Raw genomic sequence first — 20,038 nt, 5'->3', positions numbered from 1 at the left:
ACTAGCGTATTAATTTAAAGGTCCCTGTTTTAAAGATAGGTTCTTTATCCACATATGTTTCTACTGATACCTGATAAACATATGTTTCCATGTTTTGTGGTGCGCCATTATAATAACCGTCCCATCCGATTTTAATGTCGTTAGACTCAAATAATAATTGTCCCCAACGATTATAAATCCGGAAGTAATTCAATTTACGGATTCCCCAACCATCCACATAAATCACATCATTCACCCCATCACCATTCGGTGTAAAGGCTGTTGGAACATCTACACTGGATAATGGATCAATGTGTATGGAGAATGTATTAGTCACAGTAAAACATCCCATGCTATCTGCGATTAGAACAGTATAAACAATATCCACAGTTGTACTTGATACAGGAATCGGACACGTGGTACAATTCAGATCTGTGCCCGGCGTCCAGAAATAGGTGAAGCCGGTTCCGGCATAGCCCGGTACATTAACTTGTTGACCTATTACCACGCTGGTATCCCAATTTACAGATGGCGGTGGTTGTTGAATATATACCTGATGCGTTACCGCGGTTGTACAACCGTTAGGATCAGTTACCATCACCGTAAATGTAGTTGTATTACTAAATGTTCCTACAGGATTCGTTATTGTAGAATCATTTAAGTTTTTACCCGGATGCCAAACGTATGTATAACCGGGCTGACCAATTACACCCAATTGAGATGGTTTCCCTGCACAGGTATCCTGTCCTGTTACGGTAGCACTTGGTGGAGGTACAATTTGTATAGGTTTACGGATAGTATCCTTACAACCATATTGTGTATCGGAAATCGCTAATAAAACTGTATAAGTTCCAACTGAAGAATAAGTATGATTTGGGTTCACGGAAGTACTGGTGTTTCCATCACCAAAATTCCAATACCAACTCGTAGCATTGGTAGAAGTACTTGTAAATACATCCTGAATTCCTAAACAGTGAATAGTATCCGCTTTAATGCTTTCGCCATTCCTATCAAAATCAGCAATAATGTTTCTGATATTAATAGGCAATACAACCGAATATCTGCAAGCCGAATCACTTGTCCAGTAAGTTAACGAAGCATTGGTAGTTCCTCCCGGTGGATGGAAAGTATAAGAATGTGATGTAGGCGAAACCGGACCTCCATTTGTTCCATCACCAAAATCCCAACTCCATGTATAAACATTATTGGTATCCTTAATCGTAAATTGAATAGCTTCCCCTTTACAAACTGTATTTTTATCTATGGAGAAATCAGCATCTGCTCCCAATACAGTTATTGTTTGTGACACTGTAGCCGGACAACCAAACGAACTCGTCACAGTTAATGTTATCGGATAATTACCGGGTGAGGTATACGTGTTACCTACAGTAGCAGTACCTACAACCGGACCTCCGCTGGATAAATTCCAATTACGAGGACCAGGTACAGGATTAATAGATGTATCCTGAAATACAATAGCGCATCCTGAACAGGCAACCGTACTTGTTGCATTACATTGATTGGTATAGAAGAAACCGGGAACAGGATAATTCTGCACATATACCGGGAAAGTAGTGTTGCCCTTACATCCAAAAGCATCCGTTGTAGTTAAAGAAACTGTATAGGCTCCTGCATTTGTAAACGTATGAACCACAGAAGAAGTAGATAAAGTTTGTGTAGGAGAACTGTCATTAAAATTCCAAACATAACTCACGGCACCACCTGCATTATTTACATTTAACGTAATGCTACTATTTACACAAATTGAATTTGAAGCTGTAGGTAATACAAACGGATTTGGCGCGTTAACAGTTACTACTTTTCTAATTGTATCCTTACAGCCATTTGCATTGTTGGCTAACAAGGTAACTGTAAAATTCTGCGAAGGTGCGGTAGCGGCAGTGTAATTATGCGTGCCATTAACTGAAGTTGACGTATTATTTGAGCCAGAGCCGGGATCACCGAAATTCCACGTAAAAGTTATGGTTGTATCAGATGTGGATGTATTAGTGGTGGTCATAACGTATAACGGTAAGCAACCAACGGTTCCGGATGAAATACTAAAGTTAGCAGTAACGCTACTTATTTTAATAACACCACGAGCTGTATCAGCGCAATTATTGGTATCTCGCACAACCAACATGACATTATGCACACCGGCAGGCAAAGCATAAAACACAGAATCATTTGGTGTTACTACAGGTGGATAAGTGCCAAAAAACCAGTTGTAGCCGATACCACATCCTTTCATAACATCTTGCGACATTGAAGCATCATAAACCGTACTTACCGATTTACAGGCGATTGCCTGATTGGAAAACTGCGCTTTAATTTTTCTGACTGTTACAATTAAAGTATCTCTGAAAAGCGAACATCCTGTACTTGCATTGTACCCTGTTAATATTGCAGTATAGTTTCCTGATGCGGTATATGTATGCGCAGTTGTAAACGAGCCAACACCAGTTAACGTTTGAGTCGGAGATCCATCACCATAATCCCATGTGGCGTATTGTGTATCCATTAAATTAGCGGAGAACTTTACCTTATAAGAGGAATCGCACCTCGTATAATAACGTCCACGTGCAATCGGACCTCTAACTGTAACTGAAGAACTGGAAACCACATCGGCCTTACAACCGTTTGTGTAAGCTGTCATAGTAAATCCAAACACACCCGTATGATTAAATGTCCAAGAAGGATTCGGATCGGTTATACAGCCCGAGAAATAACCCGCATCACTTGTAATGTGCCAATGATTTACCGAATCGGCCGGATTGGTTGTATTAATAATTTGCACAGGTTGATTCCAACAGACGACTGATGGCGTGAATGTAAAACTAGGATTAGGAGGATTAACAACTTTAATAGTGTATTGAAATGAGGTATCCCTGCAACCCGGAACATTTTGTATAATGTGAATGACGGTATATGTTCCAACAGCGGTGTAGGTATGCACAACTGAAGTAGCAGTTGGACTTGCTACATTCGGTGAACCATCACCGAAATTCCATTGATAAAAATTAATAGGTGCTGAGGAAAAACTACTATCCGTGAATTTTACCGTTAAAGGCACACAACCTTCTTTTTTGTCTGTATAGAAATACGAGGTAATTTTCATTAACGAATCGAAAGCATTTGTTACTGTGTCTCTGCATCCGAAATTTGAAATGGCAATTAATGTAACAGGAGGTGCTATTGTATCATAAATAGTATATGGATTATTACTTCCTTGGGTAATGGAATAGGTAAAGGAGGCACCACTCGCGGTAAAAGTAGGTGGAGTTCCATTGGTAGGAATGGACCAAATAAAGGTACTTCCCCACGTGGATGTATTGTTTAAATTAATCTGAAACGGACTATTACAACTAAACGAAGGAGGGGTTGCCGTATAACTTGCAACAACTTTTTGTACATAAACAGCAAATGTTTGAGTAGAGACACAGCTACCTATATAGGCCGAAACAGTTATGGTTTGATTTCCCGGCGTATAAAAACCGTGCATGATGGTATCATTCGGCACATTAGTATTATTCGGCGTAGCATCTCCCCAATTCCATGTAGTATAATTGGCAATAGAGGTATCCTTAATTATAACTTTATATCCATAACAAATCGTATCCGGAATTTTAACTTTTACCTTCGGTTGTAAAAGATTAACCGTTGTACTAACGGTCTTCGCACAGCTGTTATTATCAGTTGCTGTCAAAGAAACTGTATAAGCACCATTGGTAGTATACGTAATAGCGGATGGATTCATTAAGGTGGATGTTTGTCCATTACCAAATCCCCAATTATAGGTTAGTGGTCCGCCACCCGGAGCGCCACTTACACAATTTGAACCGCTAAATGTGGCGGTAAACGGAACTGTACATGAATTAAGCGATAGCGGGTTACTATTTATCACCACAGTAGGTTGCGCAGATACTTTAATTATTCCTTTTGTCATTGCAGAGTCGCAACCATTGGCATCTTTTGCAATTAATGTTACACTAAAACTACCCGGAATAGTATAAACATAACTGGGGTTTTGTGTATTTCCTATCCCACCATCTCCAAATGCCCATTGCCAACTTGTAATAGGCGTTGTACCACTACCAACAGATAAATCGGTAAACGGAACTGTCATAGGAGCACAATGACTGGCCGGTATTGTAAAAGAAAAATTGGGTGTAGGTTTACCGAATACTTTTACCAATAAAGTATATGTAACAGGATTTCCTGAAACAATGGCATTATAAGTTACAGTAAAGTTACCGGCAGTAGCATAAGTGTGTGTTGGATTATTAATATTGGAGGAAGTGGCATCACCAAAACTCCACAATATGCTTGAAGCACCAGGCGCACCGGTAAAGCTTACCCCTACCAAAGGCACACAACCCGAGGTTGGTGTACAAGCAATCTGAGAAAATCCGTTTGAAAAGAAAAAGGACATCAGGAAAACGAAAAATAATTTGAGCCCTCTTTTAATCATTCAAAAAATTAATTAGATTTGATGTATATACAAATATAAAAAAATATTGTATTTATACTAAAACGTAATGAGGTTTAATTTTTATTTGTTGGTAATTTGCTGCTTACTTTCCATGAAAGTACTTTCTCAGAAAGAATGTGGAAGTGAACTAATGCCTAATTACGCGGCAGAAAAAACAAAGTACCAATCACTCTTAGCCAGCAATGCCTTATTACCGCACGATACCTGTCTTAAAAAAACTTTGTCAATTGTATTTTATGTTTTCTTAGACAGTCTCGGAAACCCCAATGTAACGGCGGCAAACATCAATGCCTGTATTAGCATACTTAACAAATACTTCGACCCTATTTGTTTGAAATTTCAAGCCTGTAGCACTAAATACATACCCGAACACGAGTATAATAAATGGGATAGGCCCAACCATGAATTCAAAATAGTGGGTAATTACAATTATTATACCGACAAGACCATAAATATTTATTTGGTAGATAATTTGATTGTGCCTGCTGCAAATGGTTATGCACACGGGCCGGGTGGAAAAGACATTATAGTTATGCGTAAATCGGCCTTTACAGGTATGACTGCCGTTCACGAAATGGGCCATTTTTTTGGCTTACCTCATACTTTTGCGGAAATTTCAACAGCCTCAGAGGATGGACCCAGCAGCGAATTGGTTTTAAGAAGCAATTGCACGACAATGGGTGATGGCTTTTGTGATACAGATGCCGACCCTTATCCTACAGGTATAGGAACCGCTCCTTGTGGTTTTGTTTACGGACCAAAGGATGCTGCCAATAATTATTATTTACCGCCTGTAGATAACATAATGAGTTACTGGAATTGCAGGTGCAGGTTTACACAAGAACAATATAACTGGATGGCTTATATTTACGTTACAATCCGTAATTACTTACACTAATCTAATCTCTTTCTATATCTGCTTTAGAAACGATAATTAAACACAACACTAGCTTTATTTTGGTTTGTATTTGACACGCAGGATTACGTATTCAATATATACATATAGGTATTTAAACTCGAGAAAGCACTTTTGCATTTCCACATCGTTAAACACCCTCGCTAAAACTTAATTCATCAATACTTTATAGTATTAGGTATATCATATTTCTTTAGCACTATCATGGGAGTCTTCACTCATATACAAACAAAAAGCCCCTCGCGTTTGCGAAGGGCTTTTATATGAATCAGTTTGTGATTACTTCGTTAAAATCACGCGCTTGGTAACTTTCTCACCACCGCTTGTAATGCTAATAAAGTACACACCATTTTCTTTACCTGTTAAATCAACGGTAAACGCGTTGTTTCTAACATTTGTAAAGCTGGTTTCAGAAATGATTTGACCTAATGCATTTGTAACTGTAATGTTCATATCAGCAACGTTAGGTAAAGTAGCTGCAACAGTTACTAACCCTGTAGTTGGATTTGGCATTAAAACAACATTGTTTTCTAAAGCCATTTCGTTAACTGAAGTTGCAGAACATGTCATAATAGGTAAAATAGCCATTGAAGCGTTGAATCCACCCCAGGTTGGAGATATATTGTACCATCCGCTAGGTGACCATAATTCCCAGTTTGTACCTGCAGTGTTTCCACCATCATCCATTACAACGATTGTGTCACCTGCTGCAGTAGGACATGTAATAGACGCAAAGAATCCATTTGTTGCAGGAGCATTAACAGCCGTCGCAAAGTTGAATTTATAAGGTAAAATGATTGGTAAAGAATAAACAATACCAGGAGCACCGCAATAGTTCACAGAAGTTGTAGTTACACCTGAAGTAATGTTACCTAAATTTGAAGCAGAAACACCTAATGGAGTTGTTGTTCCTGTCGGACCACCTGCCATTGTACCATTGTATAATTTTAATGATACCGGAGTTGAAGCATTACCACCTGTACCTTGTGAACCGTTCTTAAAGAACAATACGATTGCACTGGTGATTTTTGGAGTTGAAATTGTACTATACTTTGAAACAGGGAAAAACTCTGCTTTTTCTAAATCATCATAACAGTTAGATCCGAAGATATAACCTGCCTTTGGATTACAACCCGGAGTTGTTGTATCAGTCCCAGCTACACTTAAATCAAGAGTTGAAGTATTAGATACATTCATGATAGTGTCATTACAAATACCTGCACATGCTGTAATACTAATTACCTTATTACTTGAATTATTACCAACTGAGTTAGTAGCCACGCAAGAAATAGTATAAGTACCAGGATTTGCAAACGTAATACCAGGATTAGTAGCGGTATTATTTGGACTAAATGTTACACCGGTTGCAGGATTTGAAGACCATAAGTAAGTTGGTGCCGGAGTACCATTAGAGTTGTTAGTTGGAGTAATAACTGCACCTGTACAACCAGAAGTTGCCAAAGCAAAGTTAGATGTTGGTGTTGCTGCAGATAAAGTACATAAAGTAGCTGAACTTGTAGTTAACTGGCTACGGTAAGTACCGTTTGCCATAGCAGTTTGCATACGAGCTCTTTGATCTGTTGTAAACATATACATACAAGCATCATCAGTATAATCCATGAAGTTCATGAACATTTCGCCGTTTGGTGTATTACCGCTACACTGAGTTGTATGGTATGGGAAAGTTGGACATCCAAAGTGCAACTGATCTTGTGTAGGCGTATCATTACAGAAATCGTTGCTGCAATTAGCATCACCGTTAATGTGACGTAAACCTAACCAGTGACCAACTTCATGAGTTGTAGTACGACCTTTGTTATATGGAGCTGAACTTGCTGCAGAACCAATACTACCAAAATAGTTATGCCCCATTACAACACCATCAGTTGTAGCAGAACCACTTCCTGTGATACCTGTTAAACCTGTACCAATTGGAAATGTTGCATAACCCAATAAACCTCCACCTAATTGACAAACCCACATGTTGCAATAACGGGTTGGATCCCAAATAGTGTTAGGCTTAATTGTTCCATCAATAGTTCCTGAAGTGTATCCCGAACCCGGAGCAGATAACCCCGGAATTGTATTGTAATGACGACGATCAATACCCGGCTCTGCCAAGGTTACTCCTGAAGGATTTTTTGTAGCTAAACAAAAAGTAATGTTTACGTTAGCTTTTAAACCTGACCATACTGAAGGGACATTTGTAGCATTTAAACCTGTTCCGGCAAAGTCAGCATTTAAGATATTGATCTGATCTTGTACCTGAGCTGCTGAAATATTAGCACCGGAACCTACAGAGGTTCCCGAGTGAATAACGTGTACTACAACAGGAATAGTGTAATTAGGCATCTGAGTTTTGTTGGCATTCTGTGCCTTAAACTCTTCTACCTTTTGATTAAACCAAGCATCCCACTCTGCCGATGGCTGTGGTGTAGCACAACGAATATGTCCGCTAGGACTTCTCTCGCCTTCTGAGTGAGAATGAGAGTGACTGTTGATAGACTGAGTTTGCAATGGCGTTTTCACACCAGCCACTCGGCCTGTTTGCGCAGTTAAAGTGGCACATCCTAGAACAAATGCCATTGCTGCTAATTGTAGATTCTTTTTCATGTGTTTGTGTTTATTTTTAATTATCATAAAAATAGTTAATACACATGGCAAAAACAAAAAAAAGAAAAGAATTGAGGTCAATTTTAATTAACAAATTGAACTCCTAATGTTATAAACTCATGATGTCTTTTAGTTTAACCGCTTGTCGTCGCGAAATCTCAACTTCCTGCCCACCCTTTAATTTCACCATTAAACCACCATTAAACCAGGTTTCAATTGAATCAACCCATTTCAAATTAATAATGTGTTTACGGCTTGCTCTAAAGAATGATTTTTCAGGTAAACGGGTTTCTAAACTATTTAGACTTCTCAGAATCAAGGGTCTGAAATTATCGAAATACACTCTTACATAGTTTCCTTCCGATTCAAAGAGTCGAATATTGTTTAAAGAAACAAACCAACATTTCTCACCATCCTTAACAAATACCTGATCATTATCTTCTAAAGGTGTGTTGTTTTCCTTCTTCTCGCCCACCTCTTTATTCAGCAATTTTTTAACAGTTTCAGCTAATCGCTGGGGTTGAACCGGTTTTAATAAATAATCCAAAGCATTTATTTCAAATGCACGAATCGCATATTCATCGTAAGCCGTCACGAATACGACTTCCGGTAAAGCAGAAATTTCTTCCAATAACTCTAAACCTGTTTTACCCGGCATTTGAATGTCGAGAAAAATAACATCCGGACTAATCTCCGCGATTTTTGCTTTTGCCTCCTCCGCATTGGCACACTCGGCCACTACTTCAATTTCTTTGTGCACCGCCAATAAATTTTTTAATTCCTGGCGCGCTAATCTTTCGTCATCAATAATAATTGCTTTCATATTTTAATTATAAGATATTTTTATTCTAACGGTTACCTCATTACTATTTTCTTCACTAATCTCAATACTTGCCTTCCCTCCATATAAAAGATCCAATCGTTGTTTACTGTTAGCGAATCCAAAACCCGTATCGCTTTTTTCATTGCTCAATGAACCGGTATTCTTCACTTCCAACAATAAATTATTATCCTCCAATTTTGTTTTCACCTTCACTACTCCTCCACCCGGAATTTTCGAAATCCCATGCTTAATGGCATTCTCCACTTGCGCTTGAACAATTAGTGGGGGGACTAACTTAGTGACAGAGGATGGATCAATGTCCATCTCATAACGCAAGCGCTCTTCATAGCGTATCTGTTCCAAATCCAAATAATCCTTAACTATTCTTAACTCTTCCTCTAAAACAATTTCTTTGTTTTTATTCATAAGTAAAGTGTTTCGTAAAATATTACTCAACTGAGTTACGGCTTCCTTTGCCTTAGCCGGATTTTCATCAATTAATGCGCGGATACTATTCATACTGTTAAACATGAAATGAGGATTTAACTGCGACTTTAGCTTATTCAACTCTATATCCTTACTGGCAGCTTCCCATCTTAAATTTTGAATTTCTGTTTTCTTGTAATTTTCCAAATAATGAAAGCCAAAATAAATAATCGACCAAAACAAGAACGGAACGATGCCATTAATTACTTCTTCGAGTGACAAAACAAAAAAAACAGAGCCTGCCACACAAAAAATTACCGATAACATTAAACTCGAAACAGCAATAAAAAAAAGCTGATATACAATCTTTAATTTTAAAATCCTGAATTGCAATATCAAATAACGGTAGGCATGCGTGAGCGCAATTCCCACCACTAATAAGAACAAATAATTGAGTAGAATTTTTAAAGACGGCGTGTTAAACAAAAGATTAACAAGTACAAAAAACGACCATCCGCTTATTTGACACAACCAATATATTCTCTGTTTGTTTAACACCTAATAAAAGTACAGATTTTACTTTGTAGGCTAAAAAATTAATGATGGATGGTTATTAGCTTGTATACACAAACTATAAACCTTATGGAATATTCATGTATTTGTGAGTTTGTAAAGAAACCATCCAATTTTGATGCTCTTTTACAAAGTCTACAATAACAGGCGTCGTGCTTTCACGCTTACTCCATTCGGGTTGAAGGTATAAATAACACGACGACGAAACTTTGGAAGCTTGTTCTTGTGCCCATTCAAAATCATTCTTGTTGTACACAATAATTTTTAATTCATGGGCTACTGCATAAACCTCACTTAAAGGAGGCATTGTTTTCTTTGGCGATAAACAAATCCAATCCCAGTATCCGCTCAAAGGATAAGCGCCCGATGTTTCAATATAGGTTTCGATGCCTTTGGATTTAAAGGCTTCCGTGATATAATCTAAATTATATTGTAAAGGCTCACCGCCGGTAATTACTACAGCTTTAGCTTTCGACTCAACTACTTTCTGCACCACGTCGCTCACTTTAACAAGAGGATGTATCGATGCATCCCAGCTTTCTTTTACATCACACCAGTGACAACCCACATCGCATCCGCCAATACGAATGAAATAGGCTGCCTTCCCGGTATTAAATCCTTCTCCCTGAATGGTATAAAAATCTTCCATTACCGGCAACAATTCACCCTTATCCAGCAGTTCTTTATCTTCTTTATTTAAGCCCTGTACTTTGTAGTTCATGCGTGCGTAAAGGTAGCGGTTTAATTTGTAATTTTACCGAATGAACATTGGAATAGTTTGTTATCCTACTTTTGGCGGAAGCGGCGTTGTAGCAACTGAATTAGGAAAAGCTTTGGCAAAGAAAGGTCATCGCGTGCATTTTATGGCCTATAATCTTCCCTTTCGTTTGAATCCTTTTAACGAAAATTTATTTTACCATGAAGTAAGCGTGAATGATTATCCGCTTTTCGAGTACCAACCTTACGAGTCGGCTCTAGCCAGTAAAATTGTGGATGTGGCTACCTACGAAAAGTTAGATGTTCTCCATGTACATTATGCCATACCTCACGCCTCTGTGGCCTATTTGGCTCAGCAAATTTTAAAATCAAAAAAAATTACGCTTCCTTACATCACTACTTTGCACGGAACAGATATTACTTTGGTTGGACGTGACCCTTCCTTCGAACCGGTGATTCGTTTCTCACTTAACAACAGTAATGCCATCACATCTGTTTCTGAAAGTTTAAAGAAAGACACCCTCACTATTTTTAAAATCGACAATAAAATTGATGTGATTCCAAATTTTATCAATTTAGACGATTATGCTAAAACGGGTACGCATTGCGAAAAGAAACATTACGCGCCGAATGGCGAAAAAATAATGATTCACGTTTCCAATTTCCGTAAAGTAAAACGTGTGGAAGATGTTTTGAAAGTGTTTGACAAAGTACGAAAAGAAATTCCTTGCAAACTTATTTTGGTGGGTGATGGTCCGGAGCGCCCCGCTATTGAAAAATTATGCCGCGAACTTCAAACCTGTAACGATATTATCAGTTTAGGAAGAATTAATGATCCTACAGAAGTGCTCGGACTTGGTGATTTATTTATTTTACCGAGTGAAACCGAAAGTTTCGGATTGGCGGCTTTAGAAGCAATGGCCATGAAACTGCCTGTTATTTCAACCAACACCGGTGGTTTGCCGGAAGTAAATATAAACGGAGAAACCGGTTTTGTAAGTAATGTTGGTGATGTGGATGATATGGCTGCTAACAGTATTAAACTTTTAAGCGATGATAAATTGTATGCTGAATTTAGCAACAACGCTTACAAACAAGCTCTGAAATTCGACATAAATCATATTTTACCGATGTACGAAAAGCTGTATCAAAATGTAATTGCTAAATCACACTAATTACAGCTCACTCATTTTTATTACATCTTTCATTCGTACTCCGCGCTCTGTTTTTTGAAGAGAACACAATTCTACTTTAGGATCGTGTTCAAAAAACAAGAGCCAATTATTATCAACGGCTTTATTCAGCATTTCTTCCTTTTCATTGATGGTATTCAACGGACGCATATCATAACCCATTACGTATGGAATCGGAATATGTCCGGAAGAAGGAATTAAATCGGCCATGTAAGCAATGGTTGTATCCTTGTATTTTATCATCGGTAACATCATCGCTTCTGTGTGTCCGTACACTTCTTTAATTTCAAATCCCAATAAAGATTCGCCTTCTTTCGTGAATTTTAATTGTCCGCTCTCCTGAATTGGCATAATATTTTCTTTTAAGAAACTGGCCTTTTCGCGCGCGTTGGGCTTTACTGCCCAATCCCAATGCTTTTGATTGCTCCAATAGGTTGCGTTTTTAAATGCCGGCTCATATCCGGTTTTGTCTTTATTAAATTGTATACTGCCGCCACAATGATCGAAATGCAAATGCGTTAAAAAAACATCGGTGATATCATCCACACCAAAACCATGCTGCGCCAATGATTTTTCGAGGGTATCATTCCCGTGTAAATAATAAAATCCGAAAAACTTTTCACTCTGTTTATTACCCATGCCGTTATCTACCAATATCAAACGGTTGCCATCCTGAATTAACAAACAGCGCATGGCCCAACTGCACATATTATTTTCATCGGCCGGATTTAAATCTTTCCAAATGCTTTTCGGAACCACGCCAAACATAGCGCCACCGTCTAATTTAAAATAACCTGCATTGATCGAGTAAAGTTTCATAGTTCTGATTTTAAAAATAAAAGTAATAAAATTTAGTTTTCCCATTCTGGAATTCGAGCGTTGGCGCCGGAATTTTCAAAATATTAAACGCGTTTAGCACTGCATTCACAAATTTATATTTGGTTTTGATTTTTGATAAATCCACATCCAGCGATAAATAATATTGCCGCTCGCGATTCACCTTTTTTACAAAACCATTTGCATCTACTATGGCGATATCATTGTAAAAACCTCCAAGCATTCCATCCGCACCATAACCAATCGATAGTCCTAACCATTTCGGTAATTTTTTGTCGGATTTAATAAAGGTAAACGGACTCACCGTTAGCCAATATGTTTGTCCGTTATAATCTTTCAAAACCTGTTCACTTAAATTTTTCCCGAGGAGATCAGGATTATATTGTGCCCATTCGGTTTGGTGAAAAGAGATTTTCAAATTCAACCGCTGCTCCTTCCAGGCAGCATGCTGACCAATTGCTAAAGCCGTACCTAAAGTATTTGAGCCCATATCCGCCCATGAAAATCCCCAACCATTACTATAACCATCCATAATTTCGATAGCTGTCATGTAGGCATAGCCCATCGTTCCGCCAATGAACAAAGATTGTTTTTTAGTAAAGCCGGCCCAATCAAAAGCCTTCATTGTTAAATTGGCCATTTGAAAAGTACTATGAACATGCCCCGCTTTATCCATTTGCAACCATTCTTTTGAATCATCAAAAAAATGAAACTTTCCGGTGTTATACTGACTATACCAAACCTGATTAAGATAAATAATGGAACCTCCAGCTAATGCACCGCAGCCGCTGAGTAAAAATATTTTTTTGGGTTTATTGTTAGATAGAGAATCAGAAGAAGTTTGCGCCGTCGAATTCAGCATGAATGCTAAACCTAAAAACACATATGCGATTCGCTTGGTCAATTCCTTATAAAGTTAATCAAAATTTCACTTACCTCTTTTGGATGTGTTTCCTGCGGAATATGTCCGGCCGAGTCAATCATTTTGAACGTAATTGCATCGAAAGCCTTGATATTAAAATCTTCCTCATTAAAAGGAACCCATGTATCGTTTCGTCCCCAAATAACAAGTGTTGGCTTCTTATAAACTATATCCGGATTCACTTCGACACAAGGATCGGAAGATGCCCATTTAAAAACAGAAGATCCCGACTGCGCATATTCAAATGGTTTCTTGTACGCAGAAACTTCTTCTGCAGTGGCCTTGCGCCCGTAAGCCGACTCTAACAATTCAGCAAACTTCGCATCACTCAGATAATACTTTTCGAGTAACACATCAGACCCCTTCATCAAAGGAGGATACAAAGCGAATTTATTCCAATTACTTTTCGGATTACCAAAATAATAACCGTCGATATACACCTGCTTAGTAAACAAATCAGGATAGCGACTCACCATTTTCGCGACGTAATTAACACCTAAGCTGTGTCCGGCTATTATCCAGGGCTGTTCGGATTTAAGAGAGGAATCGGTTTGATTAATTATTTGGCGGATCATGGTTAAAATGAGCGTATCGGTATAGTGTAAATCGTTGTTCTTGACACTAAATCCGAATGGAGGAATATCAACGGCCAACACCATACAATGATTGCTGATTAACGAATCAAATAAATGATGATACGAAAAAGTACTGCCTGAAAATCCGGGCAATAAAATGATTTTATTTTTTACTTTTTCAGGATGGAATGTCCGATAATGTATAAAAAACTCATCCCTTATAAGGTACGCACTGTTATCATAAGGTTTTTCCTTTGTGGAAAGCTCTTTATTCTTTAACGAAAAAAAGTAAGGGACAAGCGTAACTAATAAAAAAACAAAAAGAAGGAGGTAAAAAACAAACTTGATGAGATTCTTCAGTAAAGTAAACATTCACTTATGATTTATAGTACTTTAATTCGAGTTTTTCGCCGTCAAATACAGCGTATGAATTGTATTGTAACCAATCGCCCAAATTAATATAGCGGGCTTTGTCATCTACATTTAAATCAAGTGGCAAATGACGGTGACCAAACACAAAATAATCGACTTTTTCTTTCGATAAAAAATCTTTGCAATAAGCATAAAGCCATTCCTTATCCTGACCTAAAAATATTTCGTCTTTATTGCCTGTAACAGCACGGCTTTTTAAACTGGAACCTCGCGCAATCCAAAATGATAAATTAGGATGTAAGCGGGAATACAACCACTGACAGGTTTTACTTCTGAAAATCCATTTTAAAATCTTGTACCAATTGTCACCAGGACCTAAACCATCACCGTGACCGATATGAAAGACTTTACCATTATAGGTTTTTGTAATCGGAACATGATTAACACTCACACCAATCTCCTTCTGGAAATAATCTTTCATCCACGTATCATGATTACCGGAGAAGAAATGTACAGGAATGCCGTTATCAACTAATTCGGCGATTTTTCCGAGTAATCTCACAAATCCTTTTGGAATTGTGTATTTGTGTTCGAACCAAAAATCAAAAATATCACCAACCAGATAAATTTCTTCAGCATCTGCTTTAATTTCATCCAGCCATTTACAAATTAAACGCTCACGCTCCGGACTCTTCGCATCGTTAGGAGCGCCTAAATGAAAATCAGAAGCAAAATATATTTTTTTACCGGCTTTCATTACATGAAATTACTAAATAATAAATCCTTAGGGCGAATTTTATTAATGTTAAACGTAAATCGTAAGGTTTCAAAAAATGTATCCTTACCATTTAACTTCAATGTGTTTTTTATGTCTTTACTGTAAACCAATGGCACGTACATTTCAAAGATATCTTTCCATAAACAAATTTCAAAACCCGCGCAGTACAATACTTTGTCGGTTACTAAGCTGTTCGCGTCGGTTAATACAACATCAGCAAACACTTTAATTGGCAACTTGAAAAACTTTGGTGATTTAATATTCAACGAAGTTAACCAGGTATTACTTTGTCCTAAAGGTGTCCACACTTTCATAGCGCCATCTTCATCTGCGAATTGCGCAAAGCTTACACCATCAAACTCACTTCTTCCCATGAAATTATAATCGTACATGTAATCGTGGTAGCCATTTAAACCGGAAGCTCTGAAACGATAAGGGCCTTTGTTGTTACCGCCAATAAATGTTCCGGCAAATAACCGAAACTCTGCTGAATAATTATTTTTGAAAGTGAGATAATAATGCGCTGTTAAACTTGCTTTTGAGAAATCATCGTTTTGCTGAAATTTTACATTAAACTTAAACGGATTGATGGCGCGTGTACAATTAAAATCATAAGACAATTCATTCACGTAATTAGTCACTTGCTTTTTATAAGGCGATTGCTGAATCGTGGTGAAAACCGTTGTGTATGTATGATCAACATCCATCTGCGTAATAACACTGCGTAACTTCACAGACTGAGAAATTTTACTGAGCGGGTCACGTTTTTTAATCGCAAAATTTAAAAACGGTTCCACCTTCATGTAATTGAAAGCAAAAAAGCTTGGGTCGCTAATACTTGAGTTGGGGAAAAATTTATCACGGTCGGAAAAATCGTAGGCAAAGGTTTTGAATTTAACACCGGGTGAAATCGTTTGAAATATTTTCTTTGGATGAAAATTAAATTGAAAATCAGCAAAACCAACCGGCGTGTTACTTCCAAAAGCATACATAGGGGCTATGGTATATTCAAACTTACGCTGCATTAAACTGTAATTGTAAAATGCCATACCCAACATAAATTTATTATACATGTTATATCCAACAATAGGCATGTAATTTATTTGTGTACGACGCGGGTCATCAATTTTAGCTATGAAATTTAATTGTAGCGGTTCCAGTTTTTTAAATAAACCTTTTGTTCTAAGCGTATTATTCTGCCTGTTAATCTCCGGCATGCAATTAAGTCCGTCAATTTCAAATTTATCCACGTCTGCAATTGGGAATTCCATTTTTTTAGTGCCATCAAAACCACTGTACCAAACATGTCCAACTGTTTTACCTTTGAAATACGCTGTTAAAACAACCGGACCTCTTACATCTCCAATATTCTTCACCAATACTTCATGTGCGCCGCTCGCTAGTTCTTTATGCTTTACAATCTTAAAATCGGCTTTATTATTTGTGAGAATTAAATCCTGAATAAACCAATCCATATCCATGGAACAATGATACTCGAGTGTGTTTTGTAAATCGGCGCTATTAGGATGTTTAAATTTCCAATTCTCGAAATAGAAACGCATCGCTTCATCAAAACGATCGGCACCCACCGAATTCAGCAAGTAATTAAACACCACAGCGGTTTTGCTATATACAATAGCGCCGTAATTATAACTCGTAAAAGCAGGCGATTCATTGGCAATGGCCTGATCGGTGTTTCTGGAGGCGGCAAGTAAATAAGCTAAGCGATAACTCTCTTCATGTTTAAATTTATTTAATCCCAGAAATTTGAAAGTGCTATCTTTTCCAATGTAAGAAGCTAAGGTTTTTTCGGGATACTTCGCTTTGATATAACGCATTTCGTACAAAGAGTTTAAACCTTCATCCAAAGCCGGGAAATCTCTTTCGTTAGTTCCCAAAATTCCATAAAACCAGTTATGCCCTACTTCATGCATGATGGTTGTCTCCAATGTAAAATCATTTCCACTCTCACCAATCACCGTAATGTTTGGATATTCCATTCCTCCACCCGCGGCAATAACTCCGTCGATAGCTGTAACATGATTGTAAGGATAATCACCAATCATATACGAATAATACAAAGTGGCATCATTGATATACTCCAATGATTTCTTCCAAAGCGAAGCTTCATTATCCGTAAAAAACACCCAGGTATCAACAGCTCTTGATGTATGTGGTAATTGCACTCTGTCTTTTAATACATGAAAACGTTTATCTGCAAACCAGGCAAAATCGTGTACGTTCGACTGACGGAAGCGCACTGTTTTGGTTTCTGTGGATGACTCCGGAAATTCCGCTTTTTTAGAAACCAATTTATTATTCATCATTAACTGCTCCGTCTCCTGAACTTTACGCATTAACCACTGCTCTTCTTCCTGCGCGTCTATCCTATCGCCGGTGGCCGCTAGCAAATAATTTTTAGGTAAAGTAATGCTTACGTCAAATGTTCCAAATTCACTGTAAAATTCACCTTGATTTAAATACGGCATGGGATGCCAACCTAAATTATCAAATACCGCCGGCTTCGGATACCATTGCGTAATGTAATACGCTTGTCCGCTATGACCTAAGCGTGAAAATTTTGCATCCGGTAATTTTACATGGAAGGGCGTTGTAATTGTAATTGTATCGTGTGATTTGAGCGGACTCGCTAAAATGAGTTTACAGATATCTTCGTTCTCCTTATCCCACTCTACTTTTACACTTTCACCGTTGACTTTAAAATCCAAACTATCAATAAATCCTCTCTCCTCCGGTTTGGAATAATAAAAATCCGTTTCACCTTGCTGTAATTTCTGCTTAGCTAAAGCTGTTTTATGATTTTTATACGCGTTTGGCCATAAGTGAAAATAGATATATGGCAAAGATGTGCTGGAGTTGTTGATGTATTGAATCTCTTCAAAAGCCGACAACTCATGTGTTTTATCATTTAAACGAACGTATATTTTATAATTGACTTCTTGCTGAAAATAGGGCGATTGTGCCTGAAGTCCGTTATAAAAACCGACGGCTAATAACATAAAAATCGCCACAAGTAAGTTGCGGCGATTCTTATTAAGTATGTTTACTTCGAAACTCAATTAATTCCCTAATACTTCCTTTAATTTCGCTTCCAATTCAGCACCACGTAAATTTTTCGCGATGATTTTACCTTCTTTATCCAATAGAACGGTGAACGGAATACTTTGAACATTGTATTGCTTAGCCGCTACACAGTCCCAAAACTTTAAATCGCTTACCTGTGGCCAGGTAATTCCATCCTTCTTCACGGCATCCATCCAGTCGCTTAATTCTCTATCTAGAGAAACGCCATAAATTTCAAAACCTTTTGATTTATATTTTTCGTAGGCTGCTTTCACATTCGGCATTTCTTTACGGCACGGACCGCACCAGCTTGCCCAAAAATCAACTAACACCACTTTACCTCTTAACGAAGAAAGCGCAATGTTCTTACCGTAAGGATCCGGCAAATTAATTTCAGGAGCAACTTCACCCGACTTTGTCGTTACCATTTGTGTTACCATTTGATGGAACATGCCTACATTTTCATTCCCCGGAAATTTCTTCACTAAACCTTGATCCAACGCGATGAACACATCACTGTATTTATCCGGATCTAAAGGCTGAATCGCCATAATAGAGCTAAACATATTTGTATTTCTCTTGATTTTCTCAGCTACCTGAGACGCATACGCATCAATGATTTTATTAAATACACCTTCAAACACTTTGCTTAACGAATCCATACGTAATGAATCCATTTGCACCATGGTCATCGCCATTTTGAAAGCCTCTTGTAAAGAGTCAACTCTGAAACGGTTGGCCTTTGCTAAATCATTATACTCTAAAAACAAAGTAGTTTCAGGTGATCCTTTTACTTTATAGGTATTTCCTAAATCCTTTGCACTTCCGGTAATTGAAATCTTATCGGTAGAATCCATCACCAACATACCGAAATTCTGTTCCGATAATTTGATGCGGTAAAAACCAATAGACGGTGTGTAGTTACTGAATTCGAAATTTCCGTTTTCATCAATCACACAACTGTCAACAACAACCGGACGTTGCGAAGCTAATTTTTCGAGCACTAAAGTCTCGCCATTAGCATCTTTTAATGTTCCTTTTAATTCGAAATTTGAATTTCCTTTTTTGTCACCATTACAAGCACTCAGAATAAGCGCTGCAAAAGCCAATTTTAATATCTGTTTCATTAATCTTTATAATAAAAGCTTAAAGATAACAAAAATGGAGGCTCTAAAGCCCTAATAATTGTGAATTATTCACAATGGAAAATGGATAAAGTACCCGCTATTCTATCTCCTCAAACAAATACTTTTCATCGTACTCGATATAAAACTCCTTGAGAAACTGAATATATTCTTCCCTGAAACTCTTCTTCTTATGATGTTCTTCCTGATTAAGAATGTAATTTATCACATTATCTAAAGACGACCCTGAATAAGAAAAGGCGCCATACCCCTCTTGCCAGCTGAATTTACCTTTTACCCATCCCTTTTCATTAATAAAACCGGATGATGATGCTTTAACATCTCGAACTAAATCGGAAACTGATTGTGTAGGCTTTAACCCAATGAAAATATGAACATGATCCGGATTACAATAAATAGCCAACATTTTATGTCCGCGATTTTGTACTATCCCTGTCATATACTTTTGTAGCTCTTCGCGATTCTCTTTCGCTATTAAACTCTTTCTTCCCTTAACCGCGAAAACAATTTGTATATATAACTGTGTGTATGAATTCGGCATGATAAATAGGTCGTCCCTACGGGACTTTTTTGTATTTATATTTTCTTCTTTA

14 protein-coding genes are annotated in these 20,038 nt (G+C 37.7%); 2 read left to right on the top strand and 12 right to left on the bottom strand.

Annotated features, from left to right (window positions below; translation table 11 throughout):
* Window position 1: 1 nt before the first annotated feature.
* A complete protein-coding gene (locus J0L69_07525) occupies window positions 2-4,411 on the bottom strand; it encodes a PKD domain-containing protein (GenBank protein ID MBN8693032.1) in 4,410 nt (1,469 codons plus the stop codon).
* A 106-nt stretch (window positions 4,412-4,517) separates the two neighbouring features.
* On the opposite strand from J0L69_07525, the gene J0L69_07520 reads away from it, so the two are divergent.
* Window positions 4,518-5,369, top strand: coding sequence for a hypothetical protein (locus J0L69_07520; protein ID MBN8693031.1), 852 nt, complete (start codon window positions 4,518-4,520; stop codon window positions 5,367-5,369).
* Between the two features lie 297 nt (window positions 5,370-5,666).
* Here J0L69_07520 and J0L69_07515 read toward each other — a convergent pair whose 3' ends face one another.
* The 4 genes from J0L69_07515 to J0L69_07500 all read right to left on the bottom strand — a co-directional run bounded on the left by J0L69_07515 (window position 5,667) and on the right by J0L69_07500 (window position 10,543).
* On the bottom strand, window positions 5,667-8,000 hold the full coding sequence (locus tag J0L69_07515; GenBank protein MBN8693030.1) for a T9SS type A sorting domain-containing protein: 2,334 nt from the start codon (window positions 7,998-8,000) through the stop codon (window positions 5,667-5,669).
* A 109-nt stretch (window positions 8,001-8,109) separates the two neighbouring features.
* Entirely contained in the window at window positions 8,110-8,823 is a 714-nt protein-coding gene (locus J0L69_07510) for a response regulator (protein MBN8693029.1), read from the bottom strand.
* A gap of 3 nt (window positions 8,824-8,826) precedes the next feature.
* Window positions 8,827-9,807: a histidine kinase gene (locus J0L69_07505; GenBank protein MBN8693028.1), complete on the bottom strand. Its 981-nt coding sequence runs from the start codon at window positions 9,805-9,807 to the stop codon at window positions 8,827-8,829.
* A gap of 82 nt (window positions 9,808-9,889) precedes the next feature.
* Window positions 9,890-10,543, bottom strand: coding sequence for a 7-carboxy-7-deazaguanine synthase QueE (locus tag J0L69_07500; GenBank protein ID MBN8693027.1), 654 nt, complete (start codon window positions 10,541-10,543; stop codon window positions 9,890-9,892).
* 40 nt (window positions 10,544-10,583) lie between these two features.
* On the opposite strand from J0L69_07500, the gene bshA reads away from it, so the two are divergent.
* On the top strand, window positions 10,584-11,714 hold the full coding sequence (bshA, locus tag J0L69_07495; GenBank protein MBN8693026.1) for an N-acetyl-alpha-D-glucosaminyl L-malate synthase BshA: 1,131 nt from the start codon (window positions 10,584-10,586) through the stop codon (window positions 11,712-11,714).
* Here bshA and J0L69_07490 read toward each other — a convergent pair whose 3' ends face one another.
* The 7 genes from J0L69_07490 to tnpA all read right to left on the bottom strand — a co-directional run bounded on the left by J0L69_07490 (window position 11,715) and on the right by tnpA (window position 19,986).
* Window positions 11,715-12,551, bottom strand: coding sequence for an MBL fold metallo-hydrolase (locus J0L69_07490; GenBank protein MBN8693025.1), 837 nt, complete (start codon window positions 12,549-12,551; stop codon window positions 11,715-11,717).
* A 10-nt stretch (window positions 12,552-12,561) separates the two neighbouring features.
* The gene (locus tag J0L69_07485) at window positions 12,562-13,473 is read right to left on the bottom strand and encodes a DUF2279 domain-containing protein (GenBank protein MBN8693024.1); all 912 of its coding nucleotides are present in this window, start codon (window positions 13,471-13,473) and stop codon (window positions 12,562-12,564) included.
* Window positions 13,470-14,438, bottom strand: a complete 969-nt coding sequence (locus J0L69_07480; protein MBN8693023.1) for an alpha/beta hydrolase — start codon at window positions 14,436-14,438, stop codon at window positions 13,470-13,472. The genes J0L69_07485 and J0L69_07480 overlap by 4 nt, the downstream gene beginning before the upstream one ends.
* A 4-nt stretch (window positions 14,439-14,442) precedes the next feature.
* A complete protein-coding gene (locus J0L69_07475) occupies window positions 14,443-15,195 on the bottom strand; it encodes a UDP-2,3-diacylglucosamine diphosphatase (protein ID MBN8693022.1) in 753 nt (250 codons plus the stop codon).
* Window positions 15,195-18,236: a M1 family metallopeptidase gene (locus J0L69_07470; GenBank protein ID MBN8693021.1), complete on the bottom strand. Its 3,042-nt coding sequence runs from the start codon at window positions 18,234-18,236 to the stop codon at window positions 15,195-15,197. Before J0L69_07470 ends, J0L69_07475 begins: the two co-directional genes overlap by 1 nt.
* A 60-nt stretch (window positions 18,237-18,296) precedes the next feature.
* Window positions 18,297-19,427 carry an AhpC/TSA family protein gene (locus J0L69_07465; GenBank protein MBN8693020.1) on the bottom strand — a complete coding sequence of 377 codons (1,131 nt, stop codon included), beginning with the start codon at window positions 19,425-19,427 and terminating at the stop codon, window positions 18,297-18,299.
* A 97-nt stretch (window positions 19,428-19,524) separates the two neighbouring features.
* Window positions 19,525-19,986: an IS200/IS605 family transposase gene (gene tnpA / locus J0L69_07460; GenBank protein ID MBN8693019.1), complete on the bottom strand. Its 462-nt coding sequence runs from the start codon at window positions 19,984-19,986 to the stop codon at window positions 19,525-19,527.
* Between the last annotated feature and the right edge of the window lie 52 nt (window positions 19,987-20,038).

This window comes from Bacteroidota bacterium, from assembly GCA_017303905.1.
Classification (GTDB): Bacteria; Bacteroidota; Bacteroidia; order B-17B0; family Aurantibacillaceae; genus JAHEYG01.
Note: the sequence above shows the minus strand (reverse complement) of the source record. Positions and strands in the feature narration are given on the sequence as shown.

Excerpts from the sequence above, each read along its gene's own strand:
- bshA (MBN8693026.1), top strand. The coding sequence starts at position 10,584 with ATGAACATTGGAATAGTTTGTTATCCTACTTTTGGCGGAAGCGGCGTT.
- J0L69_07500 (MBN8693027.1), bottom strand. The coding sequence starts at position 10,543 with ATGAACTACAAAGTACAGGGCTTAAATAAAGAAGATAAAGAACTGCTG.
- J0L69_07490 (MBN8693025.1), bottom strand. The coding sequence starts at position 12,551 with ATGAAACTTTACTCGATCAATGCAGGTTATTTTAAATTAGACGGTGGC.
- J0L69_07470 (MBN8693021.1), bottom strand. The coding sequence starts at position 18,236 with ATGTTATTAGCCGTCGGTTTTTATAACGGACTTCAGGCACAATCGCCC.
- J0L69_07475 (MBN8693022.1), bottom strand. The coding sequence starts at position 15,195 with ATGAAAGCCGGTAAAAAAATATATTTTGCTTCTGATTTTCATTTAGGC.
- tnpA (MBN8693019.1), bottom strand. The coding sequence starts at position 19,986 with ATGCCGAATTCATACACACAGTTATATATACAAATTGTTTTCGCGGTT.
- J0L69_07515 (MBN8693030.1), bottom strand. The coding sequence starts at position 8,000 with ATGAAAAAGAATCTACAATTAGCAGCAATGGCATTTGTTCTAGGATGT.
- J0L69_07520 (MBN8693031.1), top strand. The coding sequence starts at position 4,518 with ATGAGGTTTAATTTTTATTTGTTGGTAATTTGCTGCTTACTTTCCATG.
- J0L69_07525 (MBN8693032.1), bottom strand. The coding sequence starts at position 4,411 with ATGTCCTTTTTCTTTTCAAACGGATTTTCTCAGATTGCTTGTACACCA.
- J0L69_07510 (MBN8693029.1), bottom strand. The coding sequence starts at position 8,823 with ATGAAAGCAATTATTATTGATGACGAAAGATTAGCGCGCCAGGAATTA.
- J0L69_07480 (MBN8693023.1), bottom strand. The coding sequence starts at position 14,438 with ATGTTTACTTTACTGAAGAATCTCATCAAGTTTGTTTTTTACCTCCTT.
- J0L69_07465 (MBN8693020.1), bottom strand. The coding sequence starts at position 19,427 with ATGAAACAGATATTAAAATTGGCTTTTGCAGCGCTTATTCTGAGTGCT.